16 protein-coding genes are annotated in these 20,297 nt (G+C 72.2%); 7 read left to right on the top strand and 9 right to left on the bottom strand.

What is annotated here, in order from left to right:
* Positions 1–53 precede the first annotated feature (53 nt).
* Both ACLJOK_RS28555 and ACLJOK_RS28550 read left to right on the top strand, forming a co-directional pair.
* Positions 54–1,070: a GNAT family N-acetyltransferase gene (locus tag ACLJOK_RS28555; RefSeq protein ID WP_328655478.1), complete on the top strand. Its 1,017-nt coding sequence runs from the start codon at positions 54–56 to the stop codon at positions 1,068–1,070.
* Positions 1,071–1,162: 92 nt separating this feature from the next.
* Positions 1,163–4,441 (top strand): lamin tail domain-containing protein, encoded by a 3,279-nt coding sequence (locus ACLJOK_RS28550; protein ID WP_410821700.1) that lies wholly within the window; start codon positions 1,163–1,165, stop codon positions 4,439–4,441.
* Between the two features lie 761 nt (positions 4,442–5,202).
* On the opposite strand, the gene ACLJOK_RS28545 is transcribed toward ACLJOK_RS28550, so the two are convergent.
* The 6 genes from ACLJOK_RS28545 to ACLJOK_RS28520 form a co-directional block, all read right to left on the bottom strand.
* Positions 5,203–5,706, bottom strand: a complete 504-nt coding sequence (locus ACLJOK_RS28545) for a helix-turn-helix domain-containing protein (protein ID WP_410821699.1) — start codon at positions 5,704–5,706, stop codon at positions 5,203–5,205.
* A gap of 265 nt (positions 5,707–5,971) precedes the next feature.
* The gene (gene hemB, locus ACLJOK_RS28540; RefSeq protein WP_410821698.1) at positions 5,972–6,955 is read right to left on the bottom strand and encodes a porphobilinogen synthase; all 984 of its coding nucleotides are present in this window, start codon (positions 6,953–6,955) and stop codon (positions 5,972–5,974) included.
* A 20-nt stretch (positions 6,956–6,975) separates the two neighbouring features.
* The gene (locus ACLJOK_RS28535; protein WP_112584249.1) at positions 6,976–8,556 is read right to left on the bottom strand and encodes a uroporphyrinogen-III synthase; all 1,581 of its coding nucleotides are present in this window, start codon (positions 8,554–8,556) and stop codon (positions 6,976–6,978) included.
* Positions 8,553–9,521: a hydroxymethylbilane synthase gene (gene hemC, locus ACLJOK_RS28530; RefSeq protein ID WP_410821697.1), complete on the bottom strand. Its 969-nt coding sequence runs from the start codon at positions 9,519–9,521 to the stop codon at positions 8,553–8,555. Before hemC ends, ACLJOK_RS28535 begins: the two co-directional genes overlap by 4 nt.
* The gene (locus ACLJOK_RS28525) at positions 9,518–10,915 is read right to left on the bottom strand and encodes a glutamyl-tRNA reductase (RefSeq protein ID WP_410821696.1); all 1,398 of its coding nucleotides are present in this window, start codon (positions 10,913–10,915) and stop codon (positions 9,518–9,520) included. Before ACLJOK_RS28525 ends, hemC begins: the two co-directional genes overlap by 4 nt.
* Complete coding sequence (locus ACLJOK_RS28520; RefSeq protein ID WP_124819092.1) at positions 10,912–11,682, bottom strand: redox-sensing transcriptional repressor Rex; 771 nt, start codon at positions 11,680–11,682, stop codon at positions 10,912–10,914. The genes ACLJOK_RS28525 and ACLJOK_RS28520 overlap by 4 nt, the downstream gene beginning before the upstream one ends.
* 372 nt (positions 11,683–12,054) lie before the next feature.
* On the opposite strand from ACLJOK_RS28520, the gene ACLJOK_RS28515 reads away from it, so the two are divergent.
* Entirely contained in the window at positions 12,055–13,359 is a 1,305-nt protein-coding gene (locus ACLJOK_RS28515; RefSeq protein ID WP_410821695.1) for a sensor histidine kinase, read from the top strand.
* 58 nt (positions 13,360–13,417) lie between these two features.
* Positions 13,418–14,071: a response regulator gene (locus ACLJOK_RS28510; RefSeq protein WP_410821694.1), complete on the top strand. Its 654-nt coding sequence runs from the start codon at positions 13,418–13,420 to the stop codon at positions 14,069–14,071.
* Here ACLJOK_RS28510 and ACLJOK_RS28505 read toward each other — a convergent pair.
* The 3 genes from ACLJOK_RS28505 to ACLJOK_RS28495 are packed head-to-tail and all read right to left on the bottom strand — an operon-like array spanning position 14,052 to position 16,586.
* Entirely contained in the window at positions 14,052–14,714 is a 663-nt protein-coding gene (locus tag ACLJOK_RS28505) for an HAD family hydrolase (protein ID WP_410821693.1), read from the bottom strand. The two genes, ACLJOK_RS28510 and ACLJOK_RS28505, sit on opposite strands and share 20 nt — an antisense overlap.
* Before the next feature lie 20 nt (positions 14,715–14,734).
* Entirely contained in the window at positions 14,735–14,989 is a 255-nt protein-coding gene (locus ACLJOK_RS28500) for a glutaredoxin family protein (protein WP_030490173.1), read from the bottom strand.
* The gene (locus ACLJOK_RS28495) at positions 14,979–16,586 is read right to left on the bottom strand and encodes an AMP-binding protein (RefSeq protein ID WP_410821692.1); all 1,608 of its coding nucleotides are present in this window, start codon (positions 16,584–16,586) and stop codon (positions 14,979–14,981) included. The genes ACLJOK_RS28500 and ACLJOK_RS28495 overlap by 11 nt, the downstream gene beginning before the upstream one ends.
* Positions 16,587–17,173: 587 nt before the next feature.
* Between ACLJOK_RS28495 and ACLJOK_RS28490 the strand changes: the two genes are divergently transcribed.
* The 3 genes from ACLJOK_RS28490 (at position 17,174) to ACLJOK_RS28480 (ending at position 20,288) form a co-directional block, all read left to right on the top strand.
* Positions 17,174–18,130 carry an ECF subfamily RNA polymerase sigma factor, BldN family gene (locus tag ACLJOK_RS28490; protein WP_410821691.1) on the top strand — a complete coding sequence of 319 codons (957 nt, stop codon included), beginning with the start codon at positions 17,174–17,176 and terminating at the stop codon, positions 18,128–18,130.
* Between the two features lie 289 nt (positions 18,131–18,419).
* Positions 18,420–19,289 carry a DUF5667 domain-containing protein gene (locus ACLJOK_RS28485; protein WP_410821690.1) on the top strand — a complete coding sequence of 290 codons (870 nt, stop codon included), beginning with the start codon at positions 18,420–18,422 and terminating at the stop codon, positions 19,287–19,289.
* Positions 19,290–19,418: 129 nt separating this feature from the next.
* A complete protein-coding gene (locus ACLJOK_RS28480) occupies positions 19,419–20,288 on the top strand; it encodes an HAD family hydrolase (RefSeq protein WP_410821689.1) in 870 nt (289 codons plus the stop codon).
* Positions 20,289–20,297: the final 9 nt, after the last annotated feature.

Raw genomic sequence — 20,297 nt, 5'->3', positions numbered from 1 at the left:
TGGAGAACTGGACACTTCCCCCGGGCCTCTGTTAGCGGCAAGCTAGACGGGTGATGGTGCGCGAGTGGGACCCCAGGACCGCGTCGTCCGCCGAGATCGCGTCGCTGTTGGCCACGCTGAACGCGGTCCTGGCGGCCGATCTGCCGCAGGATCCGCCCTGGCGGGAGGCTTCGCTACGGGAATACCTCGCCGAGGTGATGCCCGGCGAGCGGCGGATCTCCTGGATCGCCCAGGCCGAGCCGACCGCCCCGGGCGACACGGGCGCGGTGCTCGGCCAGGTGCACGTACTCCTTCTGGGTGACATCGGCGTGCTCGAGGTGCTGGTGCACCCGTCCGCGCGGCGCACCGGCCTCGGCCGTGACCTGGTGTTGCGCGCCGCGCGCCGGGTCTACCAGGAGGGCTTCCGGTCGATCGGGGTCGAGGTCGTCGGCGACACGCCGGCGGTCGGGTTCTACGAGTCGCTCGGCTTCACCCGGGAGTACGTGGAGACGCGCAGCGTGCTCGACCTGACCGCTGTGGACTGGGCCGAGCTGGCCGAGATGGCCACCGGCATCGGGGCGGGCTACCAGCTGGAGTTCTTCCCGGGCGGGCCGCCGGACGACCTGATCGAGGCGTACGCGCGGGCCAAGGCCGAGGTGCGCGACGTCGACGACGGTGAGTTGCGCCCCAGCTCGTACGACCCGGAGCGGCTGCGCGACAGCCTCGACACGCTGCACCGACGGGGCATGAAGCCGTACATCGTGCTCGCCCGCCACGAGCAGAGCGGCGAGGTGGCCGGCCTGACCGAGGTGGTGGTGCCGGCGCAGCACCCGACCCGCGCCGACCAGTACGACACGATCGTCGCGCAGGATCACCGGGGCTACGGCATCGATCGGGCGATCAAGGCCCGGATGCTGTTGGAGCTGCGCTCCGCCGAGCCGGAGCTGATCGAGGTGCAGACCTGGAACGCGCAGGCCAACGAGGCGATGTTGAAGGTCAACGCGGAGTTGGGCTACCGCCCCGACCGGGACTGGTGCGAATACAGCGTCGACGTCGCTGAGCTCGTGCACCGCCTCGATCCGCCACGCTGAGGAATTCACGAAACTGTCCATTAGGGGATGGACGGTGGACAGTTGCGCACCTTAACGTGCGTTGACCCCCATCCACCCATCGTGGAGGCCCTATGCGCCCGCGCCGCTCAATCGCCGCGCTCGCGACCGCCACCGCCGCCGTGACCCTTACGGCGCTCGGCGTCGCACCCACCGCGGCCAGCGCCGCGCCCACCGACCTGTTCATCTCGGAGTACGTCGAGGGTTCGTCGAACAACAAGGCGATCGAGCTGTTCAACGGCACGGGCGCCGCCGTCGACCTGGCGGCCGGTGGCTATCAGTTGCAGCTCTACTTCAACGGCGCCACCACGGCCACCACGATCGCCCTGACCGGCAGCGTGGCGGCCGGTGACGCGTTCGTGTTCGCCAGCGCCTCGGCCGGGGCGGCCATCCTCGCTCAGGCCGACCAGACCACCGGGGCGAGCCTCTTCAACGGTGACGACGCGATAGTGCTGCGCCGGGGCACCGCAGTGCTCGACTCGATCGGCCAGGTGGGCGTCGACCCGGGCACCGAGTGGGGGGCCGGCGTCACCAGCACCGCGGACAACACAGTGCGCCGGCTGCCGAACGTGACGGCCGGTGACACCGACCCGTCGGACGCCTTCGACCCCGCCGCACAGTGGGCCGGTCTTCCGGTCGACACGTTCGACGGGCTGGGCGCGCACACCGTGGACGGTGGTGGCCCGGTCGACGTACCGGCCACGCTGACCTGTGGTGGGCCGCTGGTCACCGCCGCCGGCACGGCTGCGAGCCGCGAGGTGACCGCCGCCGACCCCGACGACACGATCGTCGACCTGGCGGTGACCGCGATCAGCCCGAGCCCGACCTCCGGCTCGATCACCCGTACCGCGTTCACTCCCGCCGACGGGGTGGGCGGCACCGCCCGCGCCACGGTCGGCGTGAGCGCCGACCTCGCCGCCGGGGCGTACACAGTCACCCTCACCACGACCGACGCGGGCGGTGGCACCGCGAGCTGCGCGCTTGTCGTGCAGGTGACCCGGGAGCTGACCGTCGGCGAGGTGCAGGGCCCGACCACCAACGCCGAGTCCGGTCCGAGCGACAGGTCACCGCTCGCACCGGCGAGCGGCAACGGCACGAGCAGCACGCTGTACGACGTACGTGGCGTGATCACCCAGTTGACCCTGGCCCGTACCTCGGCCGGTGCGGAGCAGCACGGGTTCTTCCTGCAGAGCCGCGTTGGTGACACCGACGGCGACCCGACCAGCTCCGACGGCATCTTCGTGTTCATGGGCACGTTCACCTCGCTGATCGGCGGTTACGTGCCGACGGTCGGCGACGAGGTCGTGCTGCGGGCCCGGGTGTCGGAGTACTACAACTTCACCCAGCTCTCCGGCGCGTCGCTGGTCCGCCGGATCGGCGGCGGCCTGGCCGTGGACACCGCGGTCGCGGTGACCGACGCGGTGCCGCCGGCCCTGCTGACCGACGCGCAGCGCTTCTGGGAGCGGCACGAGGGCTCCCGCATGCGGGTTCGCGCGGGCAGCGGCGCGGTGAGCGGCCGGGACGTCTTCTCCTCCACTGCCGACGCGGAGCTGTGGGTGGTCGACCGCGACGACCCGCTGCTGGACCGCGCTGACGCGTACTCTCGGCGGGTCTTCCGTGATTCGCACCCGCTGGACAACGACCCGACCCGCCGCTTCGACGACGGCAACGGCCAGCGGACGCTGCTCGGCAGCATGGGCGTGAAGGCCACGGCCGGGGACAGCGCCGCGCTGCTCCCGCCGGCGCACACCTTCGACACGCTGCGGGTGGACGCTGTGGGCGGGGTCTACTACTCGTTCGAGAAGTACGGCGTCCAGGTTGAGCGGGCCGAGTTCGCCGCCGGGGCCGACCCGTCGAAGAACAACCCGCCCAAGCCGGCCGACCGGTCGCAGGAGGTGGCAGTGGCCACCTACAACGTGGAGAACCTGTACGACTACCGCGACGACCCGTTCGACGGCTGCGACTTCGCCGGTAACGCCGGCTGCGTGGGCGTCGACCCGCCGTTCGACTACGTGCCCGGCAGCGAGGCGGAATACCGCGAGCAGCTGGCCGCGCTCGCCGACCAGATCGTCAAGGACCTGCACGCACCGGACCTGATCCTGGTGCAGGAGGCCGAGGACCAGGACATCTGCACGGTCTCCGGGGCGGCGCTGAGCTGCGGCGACACCAACAACGCCGACGGCGCTCCGGACAGCATCCAGGAGCTGGCGCTCGCGGTGGCGGCGGCCGGTGGGCCCGCGTACGCCGCCGCCTATGACCGGACCGGCGCGGACGCCCGCGGTATCACCGCGGCCTTCCTGTACCGCACGGACCGGTTGTCGCTGGCTGCCGCGACGGCGAACGACCCGCTGCTGGGCTCGGCGCCGACCGTTCAGTACCGGGCTGCGGGGCTGCCGGCCAACGCCGACGTGCAGAACCCGAAGGCTCTCAACGCGGTGCTGCCGGCGGATGTGGACACCTCGACCGGTCGGGACGGGAGCAACGTCTTCACCCGTGCTCCGCAGCTGGGCAAGTTCAGCGTGGCCGCGGCACCCGGCTCGACCGAGCGGTTCACCCTGTACGCGCTCAGCAACCACTACTCGTCCGGCCCGGACAGCCGGGTCGGGCAGCGGCGGGAGCAGGCGCGTTACGGCGCGGCAATCGTGACCGCGATCGAGGCGGCCGACCAGACCGCCAGGGTGGTCTACGGCGGGGACCTGAACGTCTTCCCCCGCCCGGACGATCCCATCGCCACCGGCGACCAGCCCACGCCGTCGGACCAGCTCGCCCCGCTCTACGAGGCGGGCCTGCACAACCTGTGGGACAACCTGGTGGCGGACGTGCCGGCCTCGGCCTACTCGTACAGCTTCGAGGGGCAGGCGCAGACTCTCGACCACCTGTTCGTCAACGACGCGCTCTACGGCGACCTGGTGCAGGTGCGGGCGGCGCACATCAACGCCGACTGGCCGGCGGAGTTCGCCGGTGACGGGTCACGGGGTTCCAGTGACCACGACCCGCAGGTGGCCCGGTTCCGTTCCCGCGCGTCGTTGACGGTGGCCGACACGGCGGTGGCCGAGGGCAACCAGGGCACTCGGCAGCTCACCTTCACCGCCACAGTGTCTCGGCCCTTGTCCCAGTCGGTGCTGCTCTGCGCCGCCACCGTCGGCCTCACGGCACAGGCGGGCTCGGACTTCGACCCGTACGCCGGCTGCAAGGTGTTGGCCGCCGGGCAGACGTCGGTGGCGTTCCCGGTGTCGGTGCGCGGTGACCGCAAGCGGGAGGCGGACGAGAAGGTGACGCTGCTGGTGGCCGGCGTGCCCGGCCTGCGGCTGGCCGATCCACTCGCGACCGGAACGATCACCAACGACGACTGAGATTCGTCTCAACAGCGCTCGACCCAGGATGTAGTGGCCTCCGCCGACCAGGGGGCCACTACATCCTGTTTCAGCATGATCTTGCGCAAGACGTAACACCTCGTCGCCGCCGGACTCACGAACCAGACCTCCGACCCGGAGCCGACCGCGCCTCCCGTTCGGGCAGCCCGCCGGGGGCCTCGTTGGCGTACGCCTGGCTGGCGCCTGGCCGGGGTCGGTGGGCTGGTCGCCCTGCTGACCATCAGCGGGTTGGTGGTGCAGAGGTGGATGACGCCCCACCGACGGCGAGCGCGGCCGAAATCCTGACCGAGGCCGCGGATACAGCCCGGCAGCAGCCCGACCTGGTGGCACGCCCCGGCCAGTTCCTCTTCATCGAACTGCGACTCACCTGGCGGGATCTGCCGGATGCCGTCCCGTACACCCACCGCCCGGCTACTTCCAGGGCCTACCCACCGAGCCGGAGCAGATGGCGCAGTACCTGCGGGATCACCCGATTCCCCTGGATCTGCCCGCCGGCGCGGACCTGGAGGCCATCAGGAACGACCCCCAGACGATCTTCGCCGACGGGTTGTGGATGCTCGAGGGCTATGTGCCGCCGCAGTCGCTCGGCGCGCTGTTCCAGGCGATGGCCCAGGTGCCCGGGGCCACCGTGTTGCCCGACGAGATTCGGGACGCGGCCGGCCGACGTGGGGTGGCACGAGCACCGCCGTCACCCGGCTGGCCATCGTCGACCGCCCGGGGCAACTGCCCTGATCATGGGCTCAGTAGTAATCGTGGACCGGTGGTGGGGGTGGCGCGGTGCGATGCTGCGCCACCCGCACCTCCCACTGGCTGCGTCGGCGTCGCGCCTCGCGATCTGCCGAACTGCGATGGTAGGTCTCTGGGGGTCGGGCCAGCCCGTAGATGTCCCCCCACCACTCCCCCTGCTCCGGGTCGAGGATCGTGTCGAGGTGGGACGGATAACGGCGACCCGCCCCGTCCTGAACGTCGTCCCGGTCGGCCATCGGCAGGACGACCCGGCCCTCCTGGTCCACCACGACCAGGAAGAGCCCGGCCGCGCCGAGAAGGCGCTCCAGTACGGCCAGGCTCGGCGCAAGGTTGCCCGCTTCGACCCGACCTATCGTCGAGGGCGCGACCTTGGCGAAGCGGGCCATCTGCTGCTGGCTCAGCCGGACGATGCGACGTGCCCGGCGAACCAGACCGGCGATGGGAAATCGTCCGACGAGGGGACCAGGAGGTTGGGGAGAACCAAGCGCCGACGCCATCCGACCACAATCCCGGACGCGCCGGCGATGCTCAATCCCTGTGGATAAACCTGTGGACAGCCGTCATCGAGGGCCGGAGGCGGCGGGGAGCGGCCGCCTGGTCCGAGTCCTTTGCTCTGCTTCAATCGACGCAACGGTTAGGCCCGCAAAGTGTTGCGCCGGTTGAAGCAGAGCAAAGGACGCCCAGAAGCACCACGGTCCCCGCAGTGAACTGCCCGAAAGCGCAGTCGCGTCGGTTCCGACCGGGAGGCCCTGAGCGGACCGGTCAGTAGCGCTGGCGGAGCAGGCCGGCGGCCTCGACGGCCCAGTAGGTGAGGATGACCTGCGCGCCGGCTCGCTTTATCGAGGTGAGCGTCTCCAGCATCACCCGCTCGCGGTCGATCCAGCCGTTCGCGGCGGCCGCCTCGACCATCGCGTACTCACCGGAGACCTGGTAGGCGGCGACGGGGACGTCCACAGCGGCCCGCACCGCCGACACCACGTCGAGGTAGGGCAGCGCCGGCTTGACCATCACCAGGTCGGCGCCCTCGGCGACGTCCAACGCGACCTCACGCAGCGACTCACGCAGATTGGCCGGGTCCTGCTGGTAGGTGCGCCGGTCGCCCTCCAGCGCCGACTCCACAGCCTCCCGGAACGGGCCGTAGAAGGCAGAGGCGTACTTCACTGCGTACGCCAGCACGGAGACGTCCTGGTAGCCGGCGGCGTCGAGGGCCCGGCGTACCACGCCGACCTGGCCGTCCATCATCCCGGACGGCCCGACCATGCCGACCCCGGCGGCGGCCTGGGCCACCGCCATCTCGGCGTACGCGGCCAGGGTCGAGTCGTTGTCGACCTCACCGTCAGGGCTGAGCAGCCCACAGTGCCCGTGCGAGGTGAACTCGTCGAGGCACAGGTCGCTCATCACCACAGTGGCGTCGCCCACCTCGGCCACCACGTCGCGGATGGCGACGTTGAGGATGCCGTTCGGGTCGATGCCACCGGAGCCGGTCGGGTCCCGCTTCTCCGGCACACCGAAGAGCATGATCCCGCCGACACCGGCCTGGACCGCCTCGACCGCGGCCTTGCGCAGCGAGTCCCGGGAGTGCTGGAGCACCCCCGGGAGCGACCCGATGGCTCGGGGCTCGGTCAGCCCCTCCTTGACGAACATCGGCACGACCAGCTCGGCCGGGTCGACCCGGGTCTCGGACACCAGCCGGCGGACCGCCGGGTTGCGGCGCAGCCGGCGGGGCCGGATCTCGGGGTACGACATGGCAGGGCCTCCTCGAACGACTACCGGAAGCGCAGGGCGGTGGGGCCCTGCACCTTCGAGCCACGGCGCTGCTTGGCCGGCATGGCGGCAAGCTTCTCCCGCAGCTCGACGGCGTAGGCGGCGAGCGCCTCCACCAGGTCGGGCACCGAGGCGTGCGGCGGCTGGACGTCGACCCGCAGGCCGAACTCCGTCGCGGTCTCCGCCGTCTTGGGCCCAATGACGGCAACAACGGTCCGGGCGTGCGGCTTCCCGGCGATGCCGACCAGGTTGCGCACGGTGGAGGACGAGGTGAAGAGCACCGCGTCGAACCCGCCCGACTTGATCGCGTCGCGGATCTCGGCGGGCGGCGGAGCGGCCCGCACCGTCCGGTACGCGGTCACGTCGTCGACCTCCCAGCCGCGCTCGGTGAGCCCGGCGGCGAGCGTCTCGGTGGCGATGTCGGCGCGGGGCAGCAGCACCCGGCCCACCGGGTCGAGGATCTCGTCGTGCGGCGAGAACTCGGCCAGCAGACCCTCCGAGGACTGCTCCCCGGCGGGGATCAGCTCCGGCTGGATGCCGAACGCGCGGACCGCGTCCGCCGTGGCCTCACCGATGCAGGCGATCTTGACGCCACCGAAGTGCCGGGCGTCGAGACCGTGCTCGGCGAACTTCTCCCAGACCGCGCGGACCGCGTTCACCGACGTGAAGATCACCCAGGCGTACCGGCCGTCGACCAGGCCCTTGACCGCCCGCTCCATCTGCGCCGGGGTGCGCGGCGGCTCGACAGCGATGGTCGGCACCTCGCACGGGATCGCCCCGTACGCGCGCAGCCGGGCGCTCATCGCGCCTGCCTGCTCCTTGGTCCGGGGTACGAGCACCTTCCAGCCGTACAGCGGGCGGTTCTCCCACCAGCTCAGCTTGTCGCGCTGCCCCACGCCGACACCGACGGTGAGCACCACCCGGCCGGTGAAGCCGAGCGCGGCGGCCACGAAGCTGTCCACTGTCGACGTGGTCGTGTACTGGGTCTCGCCGGTGCCGTCGCCGGTCACCCCGACGCCGGTGGTGCCGTCGACCCCGGCGGCGAGCAGCCCGTCCCGGACGGCGGCGAGGTCACCGGCGTCCACGGCGAGCGCGAGCGAACCCCGGCCGACGGCCGTGGCCAGCGCCTCGAAGTCCAGTGCGCTGACGTCCTCGACGTCTGCGGCCGTCCGCACACCCGGCAGCGGGACCCCCGCGTAGGTGGCCACACCCTCGGCCTGGCCGACGCCGGGCACCACCTCGAAGTGGGCGGCGGTGCGGGCCACCGCCTGCACCTCCTTGACCACCGAGTCGTGCCCGAACGGGTCGCCGGCGACCAGGTGCACCGCGTTCAGCCCGGAACGGGCCGCGGAGATCAGCACCTTCGCCACGTCCCCCGGCGCGCCCTCGGCCGGGGTGAACTCGGCATCGTCCCTGGCCTCGGCGCGAACGACGGTGAGCAACGACTCCGGGACTCCCCGGTCGTAGATCACCTGGTCGGCGTCGACCAGGGCGTCGTGGGCCCGACGGGTCAGCAGGCCCGGGTCACCGGGGCCAGCCCCGACGAACGCGATACGGCCGACGGGCTTACGGGTGCGGGTCATTCTGTGCTCCCAAATTGCTGGGTCCCCGGGCCGGTGTGTCCTTCGTGGCCGAGGATCGAGTCGGCGCCGAGGTCGAGGAGTTCGGCGGCGAGTGCCTTACCGATCTCCGCCGCGTCGGCGGGCGTTCCGGTGCGGGACAGCCGGAGGTCACGAGTGCCGTCCGGGCTGATCACCGCCCCGCGCAGGTAGATCTCATCGCCGGTCTCGCCTTCGGCGAGTTCGGCATAGGCGGCGACGGGTGCGCTGCACCCGGCCTCCAGGGTTGCCAGAAACGCACGTTCCGCGGTGACCGCGGCACGCGACGGTGCGTGGTCGAGCACGGCGAGCAGCTCGACCAGGTCCTGGTCGTCGACCCGGCACTCCACGGCCAACGCGCCCTGAGCGGGAGCGGGCAGCATGAGCATCGGGTCCAGCGACTCGGTGATCACGTCGAGCCGGCCGAGTCGGGCCAGACCGGCCCGGGCCAGCACGACGGCGTCGAGGTCGGCCTCGGGGCCGAGCACCCGGCCCAGGCGGGTGTCGACGTTGCCGCGGATCGGGGTGACCTCCAGTTGCAGGCCGAGGGCGTGCAACTGGGCGATCCGACGCAGCGCGCCGGTGCCCACGGTGGCCCCGGGCGGCAGCTCGGCGAGCGTCCGGCCTTCGCGGGCCACCAACGCGTCGCGCGGGTCCTGCCGGGCCGGCACCGCCGCGATGTGCAGCCCACCGGCGGCAGCCGTGGGCAGATCCTTGTACGAGTGCACCGCAAAGTCGATCGTGCGGGCGGCCAGCGCGTCGCGCAGGGCGGAGACGAACACCCCGACGCCCAGCCGGTGCACCGGCGCGCTGGAGCGGTCGCCCGCGGTGACCACCTCGACCAGCTCGACGGGGCGGCCGGTGGCGGCGGTCACCGCCTCGGCGACCTGGCCGGACTGGGCCATCGCCAAGGCGCTACCCCGGGTGCCGAGGCGCAGGGGGGCGGTCATCGCGCACCTCCGGTGGGTGGGGTCGGCTCGTCGGCGTCGGCGCCGGACACCGGGTCGGTGCCGGGGAGCGCCATGCCGAAGTCGGGGGTCAGCACGTCCGGGACGGTGTCCACCGGTGAGGTCTGCGGCACCTCGAGGTCGAACAGTTCGCGCAGCAGTGCCGCGTACTGGTCGCCGCCGGGCTCCGCTGCCAACTGGCGGACCTTGACGGTGGGCTGGTGCAGCAGCCGCTGCACGACCCGGTGCACAGTGCGGGCCACCTCGGCCCGCAGGTCGTCGCCGAGGTCGGGGCGACGCTGGGCCAGTCGACGCAGCTCGGCGGTGACCACGTCGTCGGCCCGGCCGCGCAGCGCGGCCACTGTGGGTGCCACGTCGGCGCCGCGCAGCCAGGTGAGGAAGCCTTCCACCTCACCAAGCACGATGCGTTCGACGGCGGCGGCGTCGGCAGCCGCCGGACCGTCGGCGAGCAGCGCCGCCATCCGGTCGATGTCGATCACCTCGACGCCGGGCAGCTCGGCGACGCCCTCCTCGACGTCGCGCGGGACGGCCAGGTCGAGCAGGACCAGTGGGCCCCGGGCCGGGTCGCGCTCGGCCAGCGCCGTGGTGACCACCGACCGGGTGAGGACCGGTTCGGTGGACGCGGTGGCGGCCACTACGATGTCCACTGTGGAGAGGGTGTCGGCCAGCTCGATCATCGGCGCGGCACTCGCCCCGTACGACTCGGCGAGCCGGACGGCCCGGTCGGCGCCCCGGTTGCTGACGGTGAGCGGCCCGGCGCCCAGCCGGGACAGCGTGGCCACCCCGAGCGAACCCATCGCACCGGCACCGACCACCAGGGCCGGGTGGCCGACGAGGTCGCCGTCGAGGTGCCCGGCGGCCAACTCCAGGGCGGCGGTGACGACGCTCTGGCCGGCCCGGTCGATGCCGGTCTCGGCGTGGGCCCGCTTGCCGACCCGCAACGCCTGCTGCATCAGCTCGTGCAGCAGGCGGCCGGCCGAGTCGGCGCCGGTGGCCCAGTGGTACGCGTCTCGCAGCTGGCCGAGGATCTGCGCCTCGCCCACCACCATCGAGTCCAGACCGGTGGCGACCCGGAAGACGTGGTCCACGGCCGCGGTGTCGTAGTGCACGTACAGGTGGCTGGCGAGCGCGGTCGGCGAGCTGCCGGCCTGCTCGGCCAGCACGGCGCAGACGTCGCCGAGCCCACCGTGGAAACCGGACACGGCGGCGTAGACCTCCACCCGGTTGCAGGTGGAGACGATCACCGCCTCGGCCACGTACGGCTGGGCGACCAGGCGGTCCAGTGTGCGGGTCAGGTCGGCGGGGGGCACGGCCAGCTGCTCCAGCGTGGCGACCGGGGCGGTCCGGTAGGACGCGCCGACGACGAGCAGTTTCACGTGCCTATCGCCTCCTGGGTGTCGGTGGCCGCGAACCCGCCCGGCAGGGCGGTGAGAGCGGACCCGCCGGTGGCGGGCAGCGCGGTCAGCGACGCCTTGCGGTGCTCGTGGAAGGACAGAATCTGCAGCTCGATGGCGAGGTCGACCTTGCGCACGTCGACCCCCTCCGGAACCGAGAGTACGCACGGTGCGAAGTTGAGGATGCTCGTCACGCCGACGGCGACCAGTTGGTCGGCGACCTGCTGGGCGGCGGCGGCCGGGGTGGCGATCACGCCGATCGCGAGGGATTCCTCAGCGGCGACCGTCGGCAGGTCGTCAACATGCCGGACTACCAGGCCGTTGATCTCCTCACCGACCCGGGACGGATCGGCGTCGAGCAGTGCGGCGATCCGGAAGCCCCGGCTGGCGAAGCCGTCGTAACCAGCCAGAGCGTGACCGAGATTACCCACGCCGACCAGGGCGACCGCCCGGCGTTGAGTGAGCCCGAGCACATACTCGATCTGCTCGATCAGCAGCGCGACGTCGTAGCCGACGCCCCGGGTGCCGTACGAGCCGAGGTGGGAGAGGTCCTTGCGCAGCTTGGCGGAGTTGACCCCGGCGGCGGCGGAGAGACCCTCGCTGGAGACCGTCTCGTGCCCGGCGTCGGCGAGGTTGTGCAGCGCGCGCAGGTACTCCGGAAGCCGAGCGACGGTCGCCTCGGGCAGATCCGGGAGCGCCGGTACGGCACCGGCGCGGCCGGGCGCGCCTGGGTGACGGTGCTGACTCATGAGACTCCGTGCGGTGCGATCCTCGGCCAACTCCGCTGGTGGGCCGTTTGTGGACTCCCGCTGGCGACCGAGGTTGCCGGCTGTGCTAGCAGGGCGCGTCGGAGTCACAGCGTAGGCGCTTGTGAAGACGTGCACAAATCGCGATCTTGTCGCTGCGTGGCGCGACCTCACCAGCCCCTCCATTCCACAAGATCGATTGAACGCCCAGGTCCACCCACGGCCCTGGGCGATTATTACTCAATCCCGACTTCTCTGACCAATCCCGCGCCGGCCCTGCCCAGAGGTCGCCCCGGCGGTGGTAGGGGCAGCACTACGGAGGAGAGGCGGGGTTTCGGGATGGGGACACCGAGCCCAAATGCCTAGCCTTTGAGCATGACCGCCGTTGCCGCCACCAGCGACCGACCGACGCTGGCACCGAGCATCCCCCGCCAGCTCTTCGTCGACTCCGGGTACGTGCTGCTCGGCCTGCCCCTTGCGCTGGCCAGCTTCGTCGTCCTCATCGTCGGCCTCGCGGTCGGCATCGGCCTGGTGGTCACGGTGATCGGCCTGCCGATCCTCAGCGGCACCCTGTACGCCGCCCGTGGGCTGGCCGACATCGAGCGGCTGCGACTGCCGGCGGTGCTCCACCAACCCAGGATTCGGCCGCACTATCGGCTGCCCGAGGCGGGCGCGAACGCCTGGCGGCGGATCTTCGTGCCGATGCGGGACGCCCAGTCCTGGCTCGACCTGGCGCACGGCATCCTGCGGCTGATCGCGGCGGCGGGCACCTTCGTGGTGACGCTGTCCTGGTGGGCCGCGGCGATCACCGGCTCGCTCTACTGGGCGTACGACTGGGCCCTGCCCCGGGCCGACGGCGAGGGTGACCAGGACCTGGCGCAGCTGCTCGGCCTGGGCGACTCGACCACCGCCCGGATCGGCCTGTACACGGCACTCGGGGTGTTCTTCCTGATCACCCTGCCGATCGTGGTGCGGGGCTGCGCGCTGCTCCAGGCCAGCTTCGCCAAGGCGATGCTGACCGGGGTGGCCGAGATGCGCGACCGGATCACAGTGCTGGAGGAGCAGAAGCGGGCCGCCGTGTCCGCCGAGGCCTCCGCGCTACGCCGGTTGGAACGTGACATCCACGACGGCCCCCAGCAGCGCCTGGTCCGGTTGGCGATGGACCTCAGCCGGGCCCGGATGCAGCTCGCCTCGGACCCGGAGGCGGCCGGCCGCACCATCGACGAGGCGGTCGCCCAGACCCGGGACACGCTGGCCGAACTGCGGGCGCTGTCCCGGGGGATCGCACCGCCGATCCTGGTCGACAGGGGCCTGCCCAGCGCCCTGGCCGCGATCGCCGGCCGCGGGCTGATCCCGATCGAGCTCCAGGTGGACCCGCAGCTCGGCACCCCGGCCGGGCGGCTCGACCCGGCGGTGGAGAACACCGCGTACTTCGTGGTGTCCGAGGCACTGACAAACGTCGCCAAGCACAGCCGGGCCACCGAGGCCACCGTGGCCGTGGCCCGGCAGGGCACCCACCTCCAGGTGCGGGTGGGCGACGACGGGCAGGGCGGCGCGCACCTGGCGAAGGGGCACGGGCTGGCCGGCATCGCCGACCGGGTCCGGGCCGCCGGTGGCGAACTGATGGTGGTCAGCCCGACCGGCGGGCCCACCGAGATCCGCGCCGAGCTGCCGCTGTGAGCGGTCCGGCACCGCGCCGAGCCCGTACGACGGGCCGGACGTGGTAGACAACACAGCCATGCGCATCGTGATCGCCGACGACGCCGTCCTGCTCCGGGAGGGGCTGGTCCGGCTGCTGACCGAGAGTGGGCACCAGGTGGTGGCCGCTGTCGGGGACGGTGACGCCCTGGTCGAGGCGGTGGTCGAGCACCGGCCCGACGTGTCGATCGTCGACGTCCGGATGCCGCCGTCGCACACCGACGAGGGGCTGCGGGCCGCGGTGGAGGCACGTCGGCTGGTGCCGCGTACGCCGATCCTGGTGCTCTCCCAGTACGTCGAGGTGTCGTACGCCGATGATCTTCTCGCCACCACCGGCGGCGGCGGCGGCGGGATCGGCTACCTGCTCAAGGACCGGGTGGCCGCGATCGACGAGTTCCTGGACGCGCTGCGGCGGGTGGCGGGCGGCGGCACGGTGCTCGACCCGGAGGTGGTCGGTCAGCTCTTCGCCCGGCGTCGCCGCGACGACCCGCTGCGCGAGCTGACCCCCCGCGAGCGCGAGGTGCTCGCCCTGATGGCCGAGGGCCGCTCGAACACCGCCATCGCGCGCGCCCTGGTGGTCAGCGACGGCGCTGTGGAGAAGCACGTGCGCAACATCTTCACCAAGCTCACACTGCCGCCGGACACCGAACAGCACCGGCGGGTGCTGGCCGTCCTCACCTATCTGCGGAACTGACCTCCCGGGCCAGGGCCACCGCGTCGGTGAGGGTGTCGGCCACCGGGTGACCGGAGGCGCGCAGCCGGGCCGGGTCGGTGAACCCGCCGGTGTAGAGCACGGCACGGCCACCCACCGAGAGCGCCGCGTCCGCGTCGTCGATGGAGTCGCCGATCAGCACCACCGAAGCGCCGTCCACGCCCAGTTCGGCCAGGTGCAGCTGAAGCGACTCCGCCTTGCGGCCGCCGCCGACAGTGGCCCGCAGCCCGTCGACGCGGGTGAAGTGGCCGGTCAGCCCGTACGTGTGCACGGTCGGGACCAGCTCCTCGTGGAACCACATGGAGAGCAGACTCTGGCTGCCCGGCCAGGCGGCCATCGCGGCGCGCGCGTCGGCGGCCAGCTCACAGGTTGTCAACCCGCTGCGGTACGCGTCGTGGAAGATCTTGTCCAGTCGGCCGAACTCGTCGCCGTCCACGGCCTGCCCGAGCACCTCGGCGTAGTACTCGGCGATCGGCCTGCGGAACCGCACCCGGTGCTCGTCCGGGGTGACCGTCGGCCCACCCAGGCTCGCGAACACGACGTTGGTGGCGGACACCACAAGGCTGAGGTCGTTGAGCAGGGTGCCGTTCCAGTCCCAGACGAGGTGCGGGGGTGCTGAGGTCATCAGAGCACCTTAGGCACCCGTCAGAGCTGCGGCGTGGTCAGGTCCCGCAGCAGCCGGTCCTCCTCGACCCGCCAGTAGCCGTGCTCCTTGCCGTCGAGCATCACCACCGGCAGCCGGTCCCCGTACTCCCGCTCCAGCCCCTCGTCACCGGTGACGTCCCACTCGACCCACTTGTCGCCGGTGACCGCGACCACCCGGTCGAGCGCCGCCTTGGCGTCGTCGCACAGGTGGCAGCCGGGTCGGGTGATCAGGGCGAGTCGGGCGTCACTGGCCATCGGTTACCTCCGTGCGGTCGGTCGGCGTCGCCGACCGGAGTTGGGTCTTGCGTACCTTGCCGATCGCCGAGTGCGGCAGGGCGTCGACGAACTCGACAGCGGTCGGGCACTTGAACCGGGCCAGGTTTCGTGCGCAGTGGGCGAGCAGTTCCTCGCTGGTCACCGGTCGGCCCTGCGCCGGCACCACGTACGCCCGCACAGTCTCGCCGGTCCGCGGGTGCGGCACACCCAGTACCGCCGACTCGACCACCCCGGGGTGCCCGGTGAGCACCAGCTCGACCTCGTGCGGATAGACGTTGAACCCGTTGACCAGGATCAACTCGCCGAGCCGGTCGACCAGGAAGAGGTCGCCGTCCTCGTCGGCGTACGCGATGTCGCCGGTGCCCCACCAACCCTCGGCGTCCGGGCCGCCCCGACCGTCGGGCCAGTAGCCGGTGAAGAGGTTGGGGCCGCACACCACGATCTGCCCCGGGTCGGTGCCCGGCGCCACGTCGGAGATGTCCAGCTCATCCGAGTCGTCGTCGGGGACGGCCAGCCCGTCGCGCCACAGGTCAACCCCGTCCGCGCCGACCAGGCGTAGCCGCACCCCGGGCAGCGGCCGGCCGATCGAACCCGGCTTGGCCACGCCGCCGACCAGGGTGGAGGTGAGCACCGGCGCGGTCTCGGTGAGGCCGTACCCGATGTGCACCTGATGCCCGGTGACCTCCGTGAAGCGCGCCGCGACAGCGGGTTCGAGCGGCGCCGCGCCGCAGACCGCCACCCGCACCGACGCTGTCGCCGCGCGGGCCGTGGCCGCGCCGGCCCAGGTCAGGAACATCGACGGTACGCCGACCAGCACGCTGACCCGGTGCCGCGCGATCTCGTCCAGCCCCGCCGTCGGGCCCGGCTCGTCGAGCAGCACACCTGTCGCGCCGTGATGCACGACCGCGCCGAGCCCGGAGTTGAGCCCGTACGCGTGGAACAGCGGCAACGCCAGGAGAACAGTGTCCGTCGGCCCGACCACCGGCGGCTCGATCTCCGCGACCTGTTCGTGGTTGGCGAGCAGCGCCTGGTGCGAGAGCATCGCTCCCTTGGGTCGCCCCTCGGTGCCGGAGGTGTAGAGCAGTACAGCCAGGTCGGTGCCGCCGCGTCGGGGGCGGGGTGCCGGTCCGGGCGCCTCGGCGGTCGGTGGTGTGCCGTGCACCGAGGCGAGCGCAGGCAGCTCGGCGGCCACGTCGGCGACCAGGCCCCGAACGTGGTCGGTGGCGATGAGCACCGACGCGCCGGAGTCGGCCAGCACGTGCCGTAGCTCCGGGGCGGTGAGGCCGGGGTTGACCGGCACTGTGACCAGCCCGGCGCGGAGGGCGCCGAGCCAGGCGATCACGAAGTCCGGTGTGTTGGGCAGCGCGATGGCGACGCGGGGCGGCGTACCGCCGGGGTCGGTGGGTGGCGCGGCGGCGGACAGGCCACGGGCGGCGGCGTCCACTGCGGCGTCCAGTTCGGACCAGCTCACTGTGTGCTCACGCCAGTGCAGCGCGGGCCGTTCGGCGCAGTCGTGAGCCGCCCGGCGGATTCGGTCGGCGAGGTTCGGCGCGGGGCTTTCCGAGGCGTCCTGCACGGTGATCGAGTCTGGCACAGCGGACGGCGACGGGCCACGCCCGTTGGTCGGGACCACGCCCGGAGGACGGCAGCCGCGACAGTCCCATGTACGGGACTGTCCGGTGTGCCACCGGCGATCCGATCAGGTCCTGTCGATGGGACGTGCGACGCTGACCGCGGGCAGTTCGGCCGCCCCCGTCCGGCCGGCCGGCGCGACGGGTCAGCCGAACGGTCGGAGAGCCTCCGACCTGGGCATCCATTCTGGAACACCAGGCCGACGGAAAGTCAATCGCACACGACGGACAACCGGTCCGCCACTGGTGCGAGGGAGCGGGAAATACTTCCGCCTTGTGTAACGGACTTGCCACGCGCGGGTGACGTTGGCCCTATCATCACTCGGGTCGGCTCACCCCATTTGCCGTGAGTCGACACCCCTCAGCCCGAGGAGGCCCCCGTGCCTGTGAGCGCATTGGACCAGCACCTCCAGGGGAATTGCCGCCCGTCGGCAACTCCCGTGACCGCCCTGCCCGACCGGTCACCCGGTCGGTCCGCCCCAACGAGACCTAGACCGGCCCGCCCGGCGACCGACGGGACGGGGGCAACACGGTGACCACCTTCGGTTACGCGGAACGCCCGGTCGGCCTGACCGGTCAAACCGCCCGCTCCCACGTCAACGAGCGGCCAGCCGCCCGTGCCCCATCGGACGAACAGCACGGTGGCGTCGTGCGGGGTGACGGCGCGGCGCAGCGGACCCGCAGCCGGCCGCACCACAACGAGCCACCGCCGCGACCCGCGGTGCCCGGTGGAAACGCGAAGCCGGCCGGCGGCCGGGTCGCCGTACCGCCCCGGCCCACCATGCCGGTGCAGGGTCGTCGGGTAAGCGACACACCGGCGGTCACCACCGACCCGGCGGCGGGTGAGACAGCGGTGATCCCGGCGGTGCCGGCCACCGAGGCCACCACCCCGACCGGTTTCCCGAGCCGCCCGGACCCGTCCGACCCGGCAACCGAGGTCTGGACGCTGATCGAGCGGGCCCAGGCCGGCGAGTCCGCGGCGTTCGGTCTGATCTACGACCGGTACGTGGACACCGTCTTCCGGTTCGTCTACTTCCGGGTCGGCAACCGGCAACTCGCCGAGGATCTCACCTCGGACACCTTCCTGCGCGCGCTCAAGCGGATCGGCAGCTTCACCTGGCAGGGCCGCGACCTCGGCGCCTGGTTGGTGACGATCGCCCGCAACCTCGTCGCGGACCACTTCAAGTCGGGCCGGTACCGGCTGGAGGTCACCACCGGCGACGTGCTCGACGCCGACCGGGAGGACCGGGGCCCGGAGGGCAGCCCGGAGGCGGCGGTGGTGGAGCACATCACCAACGTCGCGCTCCTCACCGCTGTGAAGCAGCTCAACCCGGAGCAGCAGGAGTGCATAGTGCTCCGCTTCCTCCAGGGCTTCTCGGTCGCCGAGACGGCCCGCGCGATGGGCAAGAACGAGGGAGCCATCAAGGCCCTCCAGTACCGCGCCGTCCGCGCCCTGGCCCGGCTGCTACCCGACGGCTTCCAGCCGTAGTTTGTTACGGCGGGACCGACGGGCGTCGATCAACGTCCGCGCAGCTCAGAGTCGGTCCCGCCGGGTGATGACCATCACTTTCTGTAATTTCCGCTCCGCCAGGCCCGTAACCCGTGCCCGGTCCGCCGCGTTTCTCCGGGTGCGACCGGTGGATGTCCCGGCAGGCCCGGGTCACCGAGGTCCGACCGGTATGCCGGCGGCACCTCACCTCCGTGGTGTCACACTGCCGCCCGGTCGCTGGCAACGACGGCGGCCGACCGGCCGTGACCAGCGAGAGGAGGTGCCTGCGGTGGACAACACCCTCTTCTCCCGCCGGCGCGCGGAGCGCTTCGCGCAGCTTCTCGACGAGGCCAACGGCGCTCGACGACACCACGTGCGATCCCGTGTGGACAGCCAACTGGCGCCGCTCGTCGCAGTGGGTCAACGGCTCAGCGTCGACCCCCCGGCTGTCGAGGTGGACCAGGACTTCCGTACCGGCCTGCGGGCGATGCTGCTCGCAACCGCCGAACGGGAAGGGCTGGGCAGCACACCAGCGGCGGTCAGCGAACCGGCCGCCACGACCACCCGTGGGCGGCTACTGCCGGCGGTCACCGCACGGCGGGCCCGAGCACGGGGCGCGATCCTGGTCGGCATCGCCGCCGGGGCCATCGCCGTCTCCGGGATCTCCGCCGCCAGCGAGAACGCGGTGCCCGGTGACGCGCTGTATGGCATGAAGCGCTCCACCGAACGGGCACAGCTCGCCCTGGCCAGCTCCGACATCAGCCGCGGCCAACTCTTCCTGGACTTCGCCCGGACCAGGGTCGGCGAAGCCGCCAAGCTGCGCGGTGACCGGATCGGCTACAGCGCGGTCCTCGACGACATGGACGCCGACAGCCGGCAGGGCGTTCGCCTGCTGACCTCGGCCGCTGTACAGCGGGCCGAGCCGGGCAGCCTGGACACTCTCAACACCTTCGTGTCGAGCCAGCGCCGGGCGGTACGCGGTCTGCTCGACGGGAGCACCCGGGTCGACCGGGAACGGACCCAGCGGTCGCTGCTGTTGCTGGACAGCATCCGGGAACGCTCGGACGACCTGCGCGCGGCGATCGCCTGCCGCCTGCCGGCACCGACTGCCAGTGACGCCCTCGGGCCGGACCCGAACACCTGCCCCGGGGCCCGCTGACCTGCATCCCTATACCGCACGTCCGACCGGCCGCGCCACAGTTCGCTGTGTGCCCGGCCGGTCGCCCGTCTACGGCGGATACCCTCGCTGGGGAGGAACATCCGTCGTACCGGTGAGGAAGGGATTCGCGTGGCGCGTAGCCGTAAGGTGACGGTCAGTACCGACGCCGAGGGGCACACCGCAGCCTGGGCGGAGACCGACCTGGCCCCGGTCAGCGCACCCGACCCGGCCGCCGCGGCGTTCTTCGACGTGGACAACACGATGATGCAGGGCGCGTCGATCTACTGGTTCGCCCGTGGGCTGGCCTCCCGAAACTACGTGACCACCGCCGACCTGGCCCGATTCGCGTGGCAGCAGCTCCGCTTCCGGCTGCTGGCCCGCGAGCACGCCGGTGACATGTCAGTGGCCAAGGAGGCGGCGCTGGCCTTCGTCCAGGGCTGGCGGGTCAACGAGGTCGAACACCTCGCCGAGGAAATCTTCGACGAGATGATGGCCCCTCGGATCTGGGCCGGCACCCACCAGCTCGCTCAACGTCACCTGGAGGCCGGTCAGCGGGTCTGGCTGGTCAGCGCCGCCCCCGTCGAGATCGGCCGGGTGATCGCCGCCCGGCTCGGCCTGACCGGTGCCATCGGCACCGTGGCCGAGGTGCTCGACGGGGCGTACACCGGGCGGTTGGTGGGTGACCTGATGCACGGGCCGGCCAAGGCTGAGGCGGTCACCCAGCTCGCCGCCGTGGAAAGGCTCGACCTGGCCCGCTGCGCGGCCTACAGCGACTCGGCGAACGACCTGCCGCTGCTCTCCGCGGTGGGTCGGGCGGTGGCCGTCAACCCGGACGGCGCCCTGCTGCGGCAGGCCCGCCAGCACGGCTGGGAGGTGCGGGACTTCCGCACCGGCCGCCGAGCGGTCAAGATCGCGGTGCCGTCGACCGCGGCGGCCGGGTTGGTCGCCGGCGCCGTCACCGCCGGCCTGGCCCTGCAACGCCGCCGCCGCGCCGGCTGAGCCGCCCGT

This window comes from Micromonospora sp. 050-3, assembly GCF_046549335.1.
GTDB lineage: Bacteria > Actinomycetota > Actinomycetes > Mycobacteriales > Micromonosporaceae > Micromonospora > Micromonospora trifolii.
This window is presented reverse-complemented; position numbering and strand designations above follow the sequence as displayed.

What these genes read in the sequence shown, in the direction of transcription:
- ACLJOK_RS28535 (WP_112584249.1), bottom strand. Translation starts at nt 8,556, where the DNA reads ATGACCCGCACCCGTAAGCCCGTCGGCCGTATCGCGTTCGTCGGGGCT.
- ACLJOK_RS28550 (WP_410821700.1), top strand. Translation starts at nt 1,163, where the DNA reads ATGCGCCCGCGCCGCTCAATCGCCGCGCTCGCGACCGCCACCGCCGCC.
- ACLJOK_RS28515 (WP_410821695.1), top strand. Translation starts at nt 12,055, where the DNA reads ATGACCGCCGTTGCCGCCACCAGCGACCGACCGACGCTGGCACCGAGC.
- ACLJOK_RS28500 (WP_030490173.1), bottom strand. Translation starts at nt 14,989, where the DNA reads ATGGCCAGTGACGCCCGACTCGCCCTGATCACCCGACCCGGCTGCCAC.
- hemB (WP_410821698.1), bottom strand. Translation starts at nt 6,955, where the DNA reads ATGTCGTACCCCGAGATCCGGCCCCGCCGGCTGCGCCGCAACCCGGCG.
- ACLJOK_RS28520 (WP_124819092.1), bottom strand. Translation starts at nt 11,682, where the DNA reads ATGAGTCAGCACCGTCACCCAGGCGCGCCCGGCCGCGCCGGTGCCGTA.
- ACLJOK_RS28545 (WP_410821699.1), bottom strand. Translation starts at nt 5,706, where the DNA reads ATGGCGTCGGCGCTTGGTTCTCCCCAACCTCCTGGTCCCCTCGTCGGA.
- ACLJOK_RS28555 (WP_328655478.1), top strand. Translation starts at nt 54, where the DNA reads ATGGTGCGCGAGTGGGACCCCAGGACCGCGTCGTCCGCCGAGATCGCG.
- ACLJOK_RS28510 (WP_410821694.1), top strand. Translation starts at nt 13,418, where the DNA reads ATGCGCATCGTGATCGCCGACGACGCCGTCCTGCTCCGGGAGGGGCTG.
- hemC (WP_410821697.1), bottom strand. Translation starts at nt 9,521, where the DNA reads ATGACCGCCCCCCTGCGCCTCGGCACCCGGGGTAGCGCCTTGGCGATG.
- ACLJOK_RS28505 (WP_410821693.1), bottom strand. Translation starts at nt 14,714, where the DNA reads ATGACCTCAGCACCCCCGCACCTCGTCTGGGACTGGAACGGCACCCTG.